The organism is Paenibacillus sp. P4_A7, assembly GCF_056402455.1.
In genome coordinates this window covers 62,503-77,795 of the sequence record NZ_JBFUHJ010000002.1, presented here as the reverse complement: position 1 = coordinate 77,795, position 15,293 = coordinate 62,503, and the positions used below count along the sequence as shown (strand labels likewise).

Here is a 15,293-nt window from a genome sequence, read left to right as displayed (position 1 = left end):
GTTAGGGCTCAGTAATTGTATATTCCGTTTCACCAACCAGAACGATACTGTTAAGCGGAAGCTCTACCTGCTTGCCTAATGCAACAATAACCTTGCTCGTGTAGAGATCCTGCTCCGCATTAGCGTCATTGCCAGCGCCATTACCAACGCTTGTATCTAATCCAGTATCAGTAGGGGAGTTGGTTGGAGACTCAGTCTCCGATTCAGACTGTTCTGCCGGTGTATCCGTTGTATTATTCTGTGTGCCGCCTTCTATTGGAGTTGAAGGTGTAGGCGAAGCTTTCGCAGTTGCATCCTGACACGCAGGTGCGTAATATAATCCCGTATATTCAAGTGTTTCCTTATCAGGCTTCTTAATGGTCAAACTCTCTGGCTTGAAAGCCGCACATGCTGATGCATCTTTGAATAAGAAAATGAGCGAGGTTTTGGCCTCCACTCCTTCTGATGCCGACGTTTGTTGTACATGTACAAGCGTATCCGCCTTCACCACAGCTGAGTTATCCGTAGGCGTAATCTCCGGTACTGACACAATTCCACCCGGTTTTTCCTTATCCCCTAAAGTCATGAGCACACCAGCAACCACCAATATAACGCCTAAGGTAGTGACTGAGCTAATTACGGTCGCTTTCCGATTCCTGCGAAAAAACCTCGCCGCAGGCGAGGACAGCTCCTGTTTAGCCTGCTTATATATCGCTTTAAGGGTGGGGCCCGTTTTATCAAAATATAGCTTCCAATTGGCTCGTTTCTTAAAGGCATCTCGATCATACTTCTTAAAATATGCAATAATTGCCGAAGCATATGCAGGCACGAAGCCTCTCGATCTCATGAAATCAGGATGCTTCTCTGACCATTGAAAAAACCGGTAGGCCGTTTCTTTGTTTTCTGAGTTATTTGAAAGAAAGTCGAGCAGTGCCGTATAATCCACAATTTCTGTATCCGAGCTGTCACGAAACACTAGCGTAAGACGCTCAAAATGAGCAAGCTGCAGCTTCCCCTCTAATAGTCGCCGTCCTACCTCCTGCATCTGATCAATCTCTACCGGTGACAATTGGTAGGTTAGCAGGGCATTCGGCTCAGGAAGCGTCAACCAATCATACAGCGCACTAAGCACAAGCGCCAGCGATTGCCGCCGTGAATCCTTCAAATGCTCATTCCACCGCTTCAGCTGGTCCTTAGCACCAAGAAACACGGCTTGTTCGAGCTGCGCCATCGTAAGTTTATCCAGATTGAAATCGGACAGAAAGGTACGATAAGTCGTAAGCTCCAGCTCTTGATAGAAGTGTAAAGCTTCAGCAGCGCCAGACTTCTTACCACTCCCCGCTTCTCCTTTAAGCTTGCTAAGCTGTAGCATAGTCTGGTTAACCGCAGCCATCGAACGATGCTCACGATCCAGCTTATCCTTAAGCTGCTCGGAGGCAAGCTCTAGAAACTGTCCATAGTTATATAGCTGAGGATGAACGGCTGTCCATTGCTCAATCACCTGAAGAATACTCTTAACACCCGCTGCTTGCTTCATCTTCTCTTCAATGAACGGTATGAAGAAGATTTCAGCATTTTTGGAATCAAGAAGTATTTTGGCGAAAAAGGCTTGGCTTAGTGCAGTATTACTCTCAATTGCCGCGTAGAAGGAAGCAACCGCATCCGTCTTCCTTTGAGTCTTTGCACAGTTAATGGACATCATGAAAAAAGCAATGATCTTCGATTCGTTATGCTTGCCATCAATGTGATAATAATCCTTGAAGCTTTCCGCAATAAATGTTTCCGGTATAATTCCTTGCCTCATCCGATCATATTCATAGTCAAACCGAGACAGAAAGAGATCATTCAAACGCATCTTCAAATTGAGCGAGCCGGTCGGACGCAAATAATCGAGCATTCCTCGCAAAACAGCACTTTTGTGAGTTTCGTAGAGCTTATCGTTATTTTCTTCCATTTGAAACATAACAGCTAGCTCATGATAGCTAGAAACAGCAACCTGTCGTTCCGAATCCATATTTAAGAGCATCAGCTCGGCGAATTGATAAAACTGCTCTGCTCGCTCACCGCGTTCCAAATTGTCCCAAGCAAAATCCAAATACGGCTGATCCGTTCCTTCCAGATCAACGTTAGTCATTCTGTCATTGGCAAAATCAAACGTGAAATCCTTCTCAATACTTCGATCGCCAACACGCAAGCTGCCCTGCTCGACGAACGTAAGATGAACGGATTTACGACTTTGTGGCTCTTTGGCATAAGTAATAAAACCTAACTGCTTGCGGAATTCATAAGGTAAGCTCGCATACAGAACCGTAAGCAGCTGCTTGGCTTTGCCAGGCAGCTCCGCGATTGGCACGTCCAGAGCGACATATATTTTCTTTTTACCGCCGACTGAAGCCATCACTGCAAACAATAGCTGCTTGAAAAGCTTTTCTCCGATATGAAGCTCATCTAATAGGGAACGATGGTCCACAACCGGAATGATCGTTTGAACAGGCAGGCTTGCGAGTTCAGAGAGATCCGTTCCATCGTGAATATCATAGCTCTCGGCAAAGGATGCTCGCAGCCATGTTTTATAATCAGAAGGAGACCGATGAGGCTCACTTCCCGGAAGGATATAGTTATGTGTAAAAAAAGCACTGCGAAGTCCCGTGAAATCAGCCGACCTATATACACTGCGTCCTAACAAAATATCGCCGTTTTCGAGATGGAGAAGATGCATCGTTTCTGGATAAGCAGCATCCTCCTTCTCCCCGCGTACCGCAAGCTCGGAAGGAGCATCGTACACGCAAAACGGATGGAGCTGTTTTTTGATAAAATTGTTGTCTAAGCCCTTCGACTTGGCAATGGTGTCGTAGCCTTCCGTGGAGCGGAAAATACCGCGTCTTTCCCGTGCGTACATCTGCTGCTGAATCATTCTGCCCGGAGTAGAATCACGCACTAATCTCTTCTCCCTTCAATGAAGTTCAGCTTGTAAAGCAGCCAAATAAAAGGCTCATCAACCCTAATCGGACTGACCACGGTTTGCATCCTCTGATCCACCGGGTTACTGCCAAGCGCGGATACCGCATAATAGGCCGTGTCCTTGAAGTAGACGTCCATCGTCCCTTTGAATGGGCGATCGACCTTCTCGATGAAGCGCCGAACTTCTCCGTCAATATTTTCAAATTCAGTTAGATTGAAATAATCGCGATGCACCATATTGTTGAAAATATTGCTGTTCGACTTAATATACTCGCCGTCCTCATCCTTAAGCGAATGAAGCATATCACTCTTGGTCAGCACAACCGCTGTCGGAATATCGGTTTTACTATTGTCCTGATAAGCGATAAAGTCGCCGAACATCGTCAGTACAACATCACGTGGCTCGTCATATTGCGACACCCACTCACCCGGCTTGTCCCCAAGCTGTATCCGAATTTTCTCGCGGATCGAACGGATTTGCAGCGGATCAACCATCAGCAAAATGCCTGCTGAGTTTTTGATATGCTGGCCGTGCAAGCCGAGATAATCCTGCTCAACCATACCTTCTCCCGCTACATCGAAGAAAACGAGCGTCAGCGGCGGCTTCGATTCATCTTTAAATACAAATTGAAAAATAAATGGCTCCTGCATTTTCTCCTTCTGAGTAGAAGCAAGCAGATCGCCCCGCTCGAATAAAGGCTCCTCGTAATAGGTGCGGAACTTTCGACTGATCTCCGCATTAAGCGGCATGCAAGCTGCATTAAAATGATCGGCTGTCGTATTTTGCAGCGTATGAATTAATGCCGTCATATACACCGATTTCCCTACTTGGGAAGCACCTATAATGGAGATGATGTTACTTGGAACTTTGCCCGCTGTTACGGGAAGCTCGTTATGGCATTTTGGGCAAAGCCTTATGCGAGTCAATTCGCCGTGACGATCATTGAGACCAATACGCACATGGTCTGAGTAAACATGCTGCTCCTCCGGTACATCCTGCGGACGAAGTACAGCTTCCATATCATGAACGGAATCCAGTCCGAACCGCTCCCGATATTTGTTGAGCTCCTCATCCTCGCCAAGCGCGTAATCCTCATCGTCTTCACGGGAATGGGTGGCGCGGAATACAGCCTCGTCCGGGGTAAATTTACTGAAACAATAAGGACAGACAATATCGTAGAACAACGGCCTCGGCTTTGCCTCAGGCTTTTTTTTGAATAGATCGAAAATGCCCATGCGACCAACCTCCTTTATCAAGCGTAAACGGCTGTCGCCGTCCTCTGGCGGCATAAGCTCGTTTCGCGGTGGTTATATAGAAATGGATAAGAGTGAAACTTATACATTCTATATAACTCTAAAATTTCTAGCTACATTTATACCGAAATCAATTCGTACATTTGTCCGTATCTTCGACCATCAGTGAAAAACAATCTTATAAAATCCTTCTTGCCAACCTCGATAGCAGGCAGCAGGTTTTTCCCTGAGCTAAAGGGGCTGACGAATGGGTATAATGTACCGTCCTCTTTATTCGCGGGAAAGCCTCCCTGCTTCTTAACATAGCAAAGAACATCCTTGGCGATTGGCACCTCGGTCGTCACTTGAATTTGAATCGTTTTGTATTTTTGAAAAATACCGCTTTTGGAGTGGATCGAATAGTGAATGGCTGCTTTACCCGCACTAATCTCAATCTCATTTTCACCATTCGGCTGATGAATAAGCTGCGGACCATCCATTCCCTCTTGGCAAGCATACACGTTAAAAATATAACGTCCGATTCCTTCGATGCGGCTGTGATAGCCGTTGTTCGCTTTATATTCAGCCTTCGTATAGAGCTTTAAGCCCTTTGTGCTCTGGTCGCTGCTTTGCTCCTGATCAGCTGCCACCTTCCTGATGTAGACCGCCTCTATGCTTCCCGGCCAATGCCAGCGGAGCGTACAGGTATCCCCCTCGATTGTTCGAGTTAGTTCGCTGATCACCGGGGAATCCTGCTCCGCATCTATATAACGCATCTATCTCCGCCTCCAAAATCGTTTAAAATCCATGACTCCGGTTGTCTTTCCCACGTCCCATTTGACCGGATGCAGCATGATCGCTCAAGCCTTTGTTTCTTGCGCCGCGCTGCGGCCTAGTGCTGTTATTTTCCCTAATCGGTACAATAAGCGGGAACAGTCCGATAATAAACGCGAGTATTAGATCAGCGGCAAAGCGGCTGATTCCGTCCCCGAACGACTGTCCTGTTAAGCCCGATTCCAGCAGAAAGCCCGCTATTAGACCGCCTACCAAGCCGCCAATGCCAAAGCTTAACGCCAAGTAGCGATTGTCAAACACGATGCCGAGTGATACGCCAATAGCAATGCCAATAATCGCGATCGACAGAATTCGCAGTATTTTATAGATGACACTGTCAGCTGCTTGACCAGTTCGCTCCGTTAATAGCGTTCGATCATCGATTGTATCATAAATACTTTGGAACACGAGTGCGAGTCCTGTCGCTTTCGTTACATCGTGATAGCTTCCTCCGGTCTCTCCTGCGATTTGCTTCAGCAGCGCTGTGCCGTTTTCATTCACAAGACTAAGACCAACCGTATTTATAGCTATTTGTTTCTCTTTATAAGTCGCAAGCAAATCGGTAATGCTTGATTCGCTAAATCCGTCCGATAGCAAAATAACCATTGTCCCGCGCTCAGCCATTTCGCTGTTCTCAATCGTACTCAACGATTCTGATAGCGCAGCAGCAAAGTCTGTACCGCCGATTGCTTTATCAAGTCCATCAATTACCGCATTAACGGAGTCTTTGCTGGCTTGATTGCTTACACTTACGAACGGCTGTACGAGCTCTGCCGTATCATTGAACACGACAACCGCAACCCTTTTATCTCTATCCATGTTATTAATCAGCTGCTTCGCGGCGTTATATCGTTCGCTAGTTGGATCGGTCTCCAGCATGCTTTCTGAATTATCAATCACGAGAACGATATCCTTCACCTGCTTTTGCCCACCAAGGTGTAGTCCGTATATAAGCTGCAATAAGCTGCCGACTGCGAACAACAGCACAAGCGTTGCCGGCACCAGCAGCTTCCATGATAGACCTGTATAGCGTTGACGCCAAGAGGAGCCGCTTAGCTTAGGCGAGATCATTTCAGCAACTAGGCAAGCCAGCCCGATACATAAAGCAAGGACCCCAAAGTATAAGCCCATTACAACCCAGCGAGGCCAGCCTGAATACAGGGCGTTCAGCAGTATTTCGCCAATAGCGAAGCCCACTGCGCCCCCTATTAAACTAAACAAAAGCAGTAACCCATTTATTTTCCGTTGCACGATGACAGCATCCTTTCCAGACTTCTAATGAGGAACAATGATTATTGACGCGGCTTCCCGTTTACTGTTCAGCGAAGCTCAGGCAGCAGATCAGATTCAATGGTATGGAACTCGTACCCGTTCTGAAGATAAGTTTCGTAGTAAACCTTGCCGTTGCGGTAATACATCAAGTCCTCTAAATGGAAGCCGCCCATCAAATTCAATTTCTCTACTCCGCTGCTGCGCTTTTCGTGCACACAGCCTAGCTTGTAGATGCGGGAACCTTCATCAACGCCAAGCGCGTAGCGAATAAATTCGCTCTCGCCATCGCCGAAAAAATATTTTTCTTCATGACGATGCTCATGCGTATAGTCAAATAGCCTAATGTTTATAGTCGCGTTATCCTCCAGCGTCCTGTAAAGCCGATTAAACAGCTCATCTCGCGATAAAGCCTTCTGGTTGCTGTAGGCTACTGATACGTTAGCCCGCTGCAAAAGTTCTCCCTCGAACGTCTGAGCAAACGGCTCAGCGGTGAGGATATGCTTGCGGCATACGTCAATCAATCGTTCAGTTAGCTTATCGCTGCCGCTTGCCAGCAGCTCCGTCACGCTACCGATATAGCGATCTTCGAAGAAAATTGAGGCTCCTCGTTTTTCTTCTATATCCTTCATTACACCTTCGGTTACCCGCTCATAATAATCGAATACGTTCTGCCCGATATAATCATCCGCCATTCGAATGCTTTGAAGAGCAGCTGCTTTTAGCTCCTCCTCCAGCCTATCCATCTGCTCGACTTGAAGGCGATAAGGCACATGCAGACGCTCCAGCTCAGCCGCGAAGCGCCGATATAGCGCAAGCTCTATCTCAAGCTGTAGGATTTGCCAGTGCATACGATATACCGTGTCGAAAAAGACGCGAATAAAGGAACGCATATTTTGCTTCTCCAAAAGCGGAATACGTTTAAACTTTAAATCCTCTGACCTAGCCTCTTGGCAGCGTTCAAGCTCTTCGCGCGCCATATCAATCTCTCTAACTAAATCACGCATTCTAGCGCGAACGCCTTCCTGCACGCTGCCGTCCTCATTTTTCTCGTCCGTCCACTCCGAAAGCTGATAGAATCCGATATTCGAACGTCCTTGCTTATTTCGGGAGATGGCTTGATGCAGCTCCTCAGACACTTTTATATGACTAAGACGTTCCTCCGCGATACGAGTGAATTGATTTTGGAAGAAAGAAGCACAACCATCACCGAACAAGGCGGCCTCCGCCTCACGCAGTGTCATACGCTTTAGCTCATCGTAACGAATACCGCTCGTTAAGAGACCCATCATATCCGCGATTCTTTCCTCGCCTGGCACTATGCCAGCTACCCGTGCCTCGATTGTTGAAGCATCAAGCCCAAAGAAGGAAAGCTTCTCCTTATCGCTTAGCTCTGGCGTACTCTTCAACCGCATCTGAATTTGCATAAAGAAGTGATAGAGCACAGTCAAAGCAATCGAATAATTGGGACGTTTCACTTTAGACAGACCCGCAGAGACAAATCCTTGTCTGCCAGACTCGGACATCAGGCTATTCTTGAAGGAAGAATTATTATAGCTTCCGTCGTTCGACAGCACTTGAGTGTCTTTGCGTTTTCTATTCTTCAGCAGGACCGTATGACAAATGATCTCATAGTTATCCTGCATGCCGTTAAGAGTAGCAATCCCCTTCTCATTACGGTCAGACAGCACATATACGAGATCGAATAAAGGAGATGACTTGTGAATGACTGGTATCGCTAATCCATCACTTGTAACCTGCAGGTTCGCAGAATAGGAATAATCAGGACGCTGCAGCCCTTCAAGCTCACGCAAAAAGCTTATTCCGGCCGCGCCCGCATAACCAAACGTCTCCGATTGCTCACGTTCGTTAATTAACGCATACAAATCCATTTGCACCGATTTGAACAGCTGCAAAAATATAGCTTGAGCAAGCAAAGATATTTGTGGAACAAGAATGTTCATTGGATCATCGACCCTTGTAATAACGGCAAGATGCAGCCGATCGAAGGACGCATACAAACGTCCGTAATCGGCTATCTTGTCACTGACCTGACGCAGTGTCCGGTTTAAATTCACCAGATGCTGTCCCTCTTTATGGAAAGCATCCCCTATATCTTTTCGTACAGTCTTGTTATCGCTTTGAGCTGCGACAAGCCCGTTAAGCAGAGCTTGCATAACTTGCGGTGATTGGAAACCATTTTCCTTGCCGCGCGATGCCACATGAACATACATAACGCCAGCGTTATTGTCCCATTTCCATTCATTCGAGTGCATCATAGGCTCAATCGCTTGCTCTGCCTCATCACCAATGAATAGAAAGACGGTTGGATAGTGGATGCTGCTCTGGTCATCATCCTGCCCGCTTAATTTCTGTTCGGCGGCCGAATAATCAGCCGCGAATCGATCGAGTTCTCGTCTCATAGCTATTTCAACTTTCTGCGAATTTCATTAAGCTTTGTCGTCATTTCTTTATAGAAACGATGCAGCTCCTCACCGTTAGCAAGTTCAACCTTCTCATACTCCAGTCGCTCGCGTGCATCAAGGAAAGTGCCGAACAAATCCTCCAATTTATTTAGAAGAGGGGCCGTGTCCTCAGTTGACGTCAACTCCGTTACTCTGCGTGACGCCTTGCGCATCAATAAACTGCGGCTTTTGTCATCCAGTTGACGGAAGCTCTCGAACACTTCGTGCTCTACATAATTGCTGCTCTTCATCAAATTAGCGAAAGGAGCCCATGCTTCCTCCTCGGGATCGCGATCATACACATAAAGCGCGCCTTTCTTGCAGATCGTGTCCGTGTATAGTGCCTCAATAAACTGGTCGAACCATTTATCTTCATCTTGATGCAGATTTAATAATTGCTCAAGTTCAGAGACCTTGCTGTTGATCGATTCGTATTTCGCCAATTCTTCGCGAACGCGTCTCAGCAGCTCTGGTGAGCGGATCAGATTTTCCTGCGCAAGCTCCTCAGAGAAGCTGCCGAAAATATCCTTCGTCGCTTCGACCTCCAGCCCTTCCGCTAGAAGACGCTTCAGCTCATTTAGTGCTCGCTTAACCTCGCCCAAATTCGGCTTAGCTGAATTCAGCTGCATGTTATACATTTTCAACTCAGTAGAAACGTCAAACTGCTTCGTAAACCTTACGGAATAACGGCTGCTTGTGTTGCTGTCTACGCCCTTCTCCGCAATGATTCGGTAGCCTTCCGATTGAACAAACTCCGCTCGAACCCGCGCATTGTAGCTTTGCACCCGTGGATTAACGTACGTGTCACCCCATGATTTCTCTGGAATCGGTGATGGAAGATACATCCAGTTGACGCGGTCAGTCTGCACCAAGTGACGACCGATACCTTCCTTGTCTAGAATCGTACGCTCATAGCTTTCCTCATACACCTTAAGTGGGGTATATACGAATAAAGGAACACCGTTTCTTGTATTCAACCAGAAGATTCGGTTTTTCACTTCGCTCTCTTTAATTGTGAAGTGGGATTTGCCCAGAGCGTTGGTCTGGTAGTTCCGAATACCCTTAAGAATGCTTGGTGCTTGCACTGGAACCGAGACGAAGCCCCAAGAAGGAACGTGCAAATTGCCTGAGCTGTTGCTTAAATGGAATACCGGCACAGCTTCCTCATCCAGCTTGGTTGCGATATGACGCTCGACAAACTTCTCGATCGACTCCTCATTGCCGTATTTCATCACAAGGAAGTCTTCCATTGATTTCATAATCAAGTCACCGAATTTGTCGGTCAAAAACTCAGATATCGAGCTTACGATATCCACTTCCTGTTCCTTCACCCATTGATTCGAATGGTTGAGCAGCTCCTGCGTAAAGTCGCGGATCAGCTCGTCTCCGTCCTTTTTATCCATTAAACGACTGATAACATCCGAGATATCAGGAACGGTGACGATGTTCCAGTAATAGGTTTTGTTCCCTTTGTGATCGGCCTGCTCTTCTCCATTCGTTAGAAGATCGCCGTTTTTGGCGAAAATAGAGTTGAGCACATTCAATATTTCCGTATATACGCTATAAATCCGGTTGTTCTCCGCATTAAGCAGCTGATGCAGATCTTCATAAAATTCAATTAACTGCTCCATGCGCTCGATATCGGCAAGCAGCCAGTACTCATTGATTTTTGCTTCAATGTAGTTATTTTTCTTCTTGTCCTTGGATACGAAGGCGCTCTTGGCATCGCCCATCCGCTCATCCACCTGGTCTCTGGCTGCTTCAATTTCCTTCGGAAGCCGCTGCAAGTTCTCACGAAGCGTTTCAATATAAGAAAGCAGCATTTTCAGCAAGCAAAAGCCTTTCTCTGTATATAACAACCGAGACACATAAAATGGGCCTTGTTCCGGATGAAGGAAGGTACGGCGAATCTGTTCGGTAAACTGTCCAACAATCTCTCCCGGCATCTGCTTCTTCGCTTTAATATATTCCTCGCGAGCTCTGGCCAAAAAGTTTTGCTCCAGCTCTGTGTCCATATTAACGGCCTGCATTTTAATAACGTTATTGTAGCTTAATCGCTCGCTGTTCTCATAACCAGGCAGCGGTTCAGGAATACGTGAATCGAAGGTCTTGCCCATCGTCTCTAGATCGATGCCAAGCTTACGCGCAAACTTCTCCACCTCTTCTTGGGTTGGAGCCTTCTCGAACATTTTGTCCATTTTATTAAACAAGCGGTAAGCCAAATAGGTCGTCATTTCCTCGATCGGCAGTACCGCCGAAGAAGCTCCGATGATGTTATAGTCGTAGTTGGCTGGGTACAGCTTGTTCATCTGTGCAATGTTCGTACGAATATTGCTTATATAATCATGAATAGCGAACTCTTCTCCGGATTGCTTATCCTCACTCGCCATAAAATTCGTAATGTTCTCGGCTGTCACGTTCATGCAGTAATCGTAGGCATTCTCAAGGAGCTTACCCTCTGCATTCGTTGCCGATATGAGATGGCACAGATTAAACGGCGGAAGCGGCGAATTAACGGACAAAATGCTGCCGTACTGCTGCTTAAACCGCTCGCCACGACTGTCCACGTTCATCCAATAATCCAATTCCTTCAGCGCCGCGTAGCCATTCTTCTTAATATACTCACGCGTATGCTCGCTCAGACTCTTGTTCGCTAGATTGATATCCGGTGTAAACAAATAGCCAAGTGTGTTCACTCGATCAATTCCTGCGGAGCCATGATCACGCTCAATAATTCCTCTTACGATGTAGGAAATGTCGAGAAAACAGCCACTTCCAGTACCGCCGGACAAGCCGGTTAGCAGAAATACCATCAGCTTCTTATTCGTGCCGACAGATAACGTCTTAATCTTCTTATCTATACTTTGTACAACTTGATTAATCTTCGTAAACAGCAGCAACCGTCCTGCTTGGCGAACACCAGCCGCACCGTTCATTCCGTCTGTAATACTAAGTTCTGGTGACAGCCAATCGGTAATATACGGCTCCAAAATACTGCGGTTTTGCAGCAGCCCGCCAACTTCAGCGTTGGACAGCAGTACAAATTCATTGATTGGATCTAAGCCGATCCCTTTATACTTTTTATTGCGATCCTGTTCGTTAGTCTCAAACGCAAGAAACTCTACATTGTCGGGCTTATCCCGTTTTCTCTTAGAAATAGGATCCTCCGGCAGCTTGAAGCGCCTATTTATCTGGTATTTCAGTCGCAGCAGCGCATCTATACCAGTACCTCCGAGTCCAATAATCAGAATAGGGTTATCAATGGTATCCACCCGTATTTTCTCACTGACAATACCTCCGCCTAGCGATACATCCAACTGCTGAATATGTTCTCTTACAATCGGCTTCATAATCTTCTACCTCCTGAGCTCTATTTAAACGAGAAATTCTATAAAGATTGTTTTGTCTATTTGTTGTAAGGGAACTACGATGCGGTCTCCGCTTTTCAGCTCGAAATCACTAGTGGCATTGATTGCCCTTCCTGACTTCTCAATCGTGCACGTGGAGCCGTTTCTTAGCAGGATCCGATCATTGCTACCTGGTCTGAAAATAATAGCTTCCGTCTCCTTCAACTCCGGAGCGAGCTGCAGCAGTTGATGGAGATTGAACTTACCTTTAAAGCTTGTTAGCTTCTTATATTGCGGGGAGGTTTGATCCCCTGTGTTCTCATCCCTGATTTCAATAATAAGCTGACCTACAAAACCACGATTCGCCTGCATCAGCATACGCTGTACGTAATAAGCTGCTGCGAGTATAGCTACTAGACCGAGAACACCAGCGACGACTGGTACGATAGGGAAAGGCTTTTTCTCCTCAGCTGGCTGAGTCGGCGTTGTTGTACCTGCCCCTCCTGCTTTGGCGCTGATCGTAATGGCTTCCGTCTCACGGAAGAAGCTTTTCTCCTCGGCCTTAACTATAATTTCGTAATCATGCTTATCAGCAACTTTATAGGTTCCTTTAAAATGATCCCCGGCATTTTCCATCTTCACTTCTTCTGTTTTACCTGTATCCAAATCCTTGACGTGCATAACCGCGTTCATGTTGCGATACTGCTCGCTATCTTTCAGCTTTTGTCCTCCACTCATCAGGTAAGAGTTGATATTCACCTTATCGCCTTTCGAGTAAGAGGTGGATGCAAGTGGGTCAATCGCCAAACTCAAGTCATAGTTGAAAATTAAGTTGATATCGATTTTATCCTGACTTACACCTTTAACCTGTAGGGTCCAATCACCTTCAGTCGGCTTAAGCAGCTTCATTAACGAATAGCTCTTCGACTTCGATAACAGAACATCATCTGACGGAATCGTAACCTCCTTGCCGGAAGGGTCAAGCAGCTTTACCTCTACCGGCTTCTCGGACATAATCGAAATATTCGCTTCCAGAACATTAGCATTAGGAACAGCTATTTTCACATTCTGATAGCTTCCGTTGGCCGTAAAGGAATCAGCAGGAACAACGTTCAGATCCAGATGGCTCGCAAAAATTTCACTTAATATTTGAGGCAGATCATCCGCTGAGTCGGTAGAAAATGACTTGCCTCCGGTTTGATCCGACAGCTTAGCAAGTGCTTCCTTGTTTAGCTTGCCATCAGCATTTAATCCAATCGTATAGATCGGCAGACCGCGATCATTCGCCTCTTTGAGCGCCTGCTCCATATCCTTATCGGATTCAGCCTGTGTTCTGCCCAATTTATCATCAAAATCATTATTGCCGTCGGCCAGCACGATGATCATCGGCTCATGACCCGGGTCTGCGCCGTCCTCTAATATTTGTACGGCTTCCTTCACTCCGACAGATATATCGGTGTATGAACCGCGGTTTAAATCATCGATGAAACGTTTCAGATTTTCTTTATCAGCAGCCGACTTTATTTCAAGCAGCGCTTTCTCACGTTGAATTTTATCAGTATAGGCAACAATTCCTACCTGGTCGCCCTGAGTGGACAGCATATCTATGAACATCTTCATCGCTTCATTGCCAATTTTACCCGGGTCACTTTTACTCATGGAATGACTCACATCGAGCACTAGCACCGCATCAATTTGCGGAGTGTTTTGCGCGGCATGCACCGTAGTCAACTGGCCAAACGGCAGCAGGAGTACGGAGAGTACGGATGCCGCAATGAAAAGATTTCGAGTAAAACGTTTTATTTGAATCATGATTATACTCCTTTGTAAAAGGACCGATAGTTCATCCACCTAGTCCATTAGTCACTATTATCACTGCTTCTGCTATGGTGCTATACTATACAGTAAGTATACCTGATAGATTCCCACAAATCACTGTTACTGTAAGAAAGGAAACCCATATGTTTACATACGTCTGTTTAGGACTATTGTTTCTTTTTGTAGTTATTCAATCAGCTTCATATTATTCTCGTCAGAAGAAGGCTCCGTCTCCCGAGCAGTTGGACAAACTAGTACGGTCCATTCTGAAGAAAGGGAGGCATGAACAAGAATGAACAAGAAACTAGCGATTCAATTCAACCCCTTTATTAAAACACGTTATGCTTATATGAAGCTTAAAATATGTCGCAAATGCAAATATTTCACTGTATTAGGTGAGCAGCAATGCGGTGTATGCGGCAAAAAGTCACTGATCAGCGTTGATAAACACGCTGATATATTGCTGCTGCGCTCTATGTGGAAAGCAAGAGCTGTAGTTTTGCTGCTACTTATAGTTGGTCTGTTTGCTAGCCAGACTGCGACTCAGGTTGGAGCATGCGCAGCAGGCGGCGTGTTGCTGCTCGCCATCTTATGGGTTATTCAGAGGAAGACAGCTACCTCTGAAAAACTGCTGCTGCTAGATAAGATGTTTCAACAAGACGCTCACCAGTTAATAGCTGGACTTACTGCTGACCGTGATGCAGCCATTGAAGTATTTCAAAGCGGAAACAAGCCTCTCACGTATGAGATGCTTCGTGAAATTGGAGCTCTCGTTCAGACCGACCAGCTTCGAATCGAGCAAATATTACTGCTGCAAACCTTCTTACTCCGCAAGGACATGGATCTGATGCTGGAACCACTTATAATGGGCCACTTTAGCCCCGACCTTGCCGAATATATAGGAGAGCTGACTAAAATCAGACGAGATCTCCTTAAGGAAAAGGCATTCCGTTATGTTCTCATGTACGAATCCCAAATTATTAAAATGGAGAACGGCGAGAGCATCCTTATCGGCGTCGCAGGGGCCGCTATCCGAATGAAGCGATACGTGTTCATGTACCAGCATTTAGTGATGAGATATGCTCGCAAGCTGCCTAAAGACCGCTTTCTCCGACTTTATCACATAGTTCTTAACAATCCCCATACTAATTGGGGGCAATTATCTGAAGAAGTTCTTAAGATTTACGATGAAAAATACAAATGGGATGAAGATTTTCAAACCCTAAAGTAACAAAATCCGCTAAAAGGCTAGCAATTGGCTAGCCTGGCAAGCCATTAAGTCTGCTGTCCCGCTGTTTGTCGATAGGCTAACACCATGAATGTACATATTCAACTGACGGCTTGACGGCAATGTTAAAAATAGTTTCACATTGTGAAACTAATGAGC

Annotated in this window: 8 protein-coding genes; 1 reads left to right on the top strand and 7 read right to left on the bottom strand. The window is 46.1% G+C overall.

Annotated elements, in window-relative coordinates:
• Position 1: 1 nt before the first annotated feature.
• From AC1DWN_RS00605 to AC1DWN_RS00575, 7 genes are all read right to left on the bottom strand, one after another.
• Complete coding sequence (locus AC1DWN_RS00605; protein WP_477557008.1) at positions 2-2,917, bottom strand: GAP1-N2 domain-containing protein; 2,916 nt, start codon at positions 2,915-2,917, stop codon at positions 2-4.
• Positions 2,917-4,176 (bottom strand): TRAFAC clade GTPase domain-containing protein, encoded by a 1,260-nt coding sequence (locus tag AC1DWN_RS00600; protein WP_477557007.1) that lies wholly within the window; start codon positions 4,174-4,176, stop codon positions 2,917-2,919. Before AC1DWN_RS00600 ends, AC1DWN_RS00605 begins: the two co-directional genes overlap by 1 nt.
• A gap of 137 nt (positions 4,177-4,313) precedes the next feature.
• Complete coding sequence (locus AC1DWN_RS00595; protein WP_477557006.1) at positions 4,314-4,949, bottom strand: beta-mannanase; 636 nt, start codon at positions 4,947-4,949, stop codon at positions 4,314-4,316.
• Between the two features lie 22 nt (positions 4,950-4,971).
• Complete coding sequence (locus AC1DWN_RS00590) at positions 4,972-6,258, bottom strand: vWA domain-containing protein (protein WP_477557005.1); 1,287 nt, start codon at positions 6,256-6,258, stop codon at positions 4,972-4,974.
• 68 nt (positions 6,259-6,326) lie between these two features.
• The gene (locus tag AC1DWN_RS00585; RefSeq protein WP_477557004.1) at positions 6,327-8,699 is read right to left on the bottom strand and encodes a transcription initiation factor TFIID; all 2,373 of its coding nucleotides are present in this window, start codon (positions 8,697-8,699) and stop codon (positions 6,327-6,329) included.
• A 2-nt stretch (positions 8,700-8,701) separates the two neighbouring features.
• Positions 8,702-12,091, bottom strand: a complete 3,390-nt coding sequence (locus tag AC1DWN_RS00580) for a tubulin-like doman-containing protein (RefSeq protein WP_477557003.1) — start codon at positions 12,089-12,091, stop codon at positions 8,702-8,704.
• A 24-nt stretch (positions 12,092-12,115) separates the two neighbouring features.
• Complete coding sequence (locus tag AC1DWN_RS00575) at positions 12,116-13,900, bottom strand: vWA domain-containing protein (protein ID WP_477557002.1); 1,785 nt, start codon at positions 13,898-13,900, stop codon at positions 12,116-12,118.
• 298 nt (positions 13,901-14,198) lie between these two features.
• On the opposite strand from AC1DWN_RS00575, the gene AC1DWN_RS00570 reads away from it, so the two are divergent.
• Entirely contained in the window at positions 14,199-15,137 is a 939-nt protein-coding gene (locus AC1DWN_RS00570) for a hypothetical protein (protein ID WP_477557001.1), read from the top strand.
• The last annotated feature ends 156 nt before the right edge of the window (positions 15,138-15,293 follow it).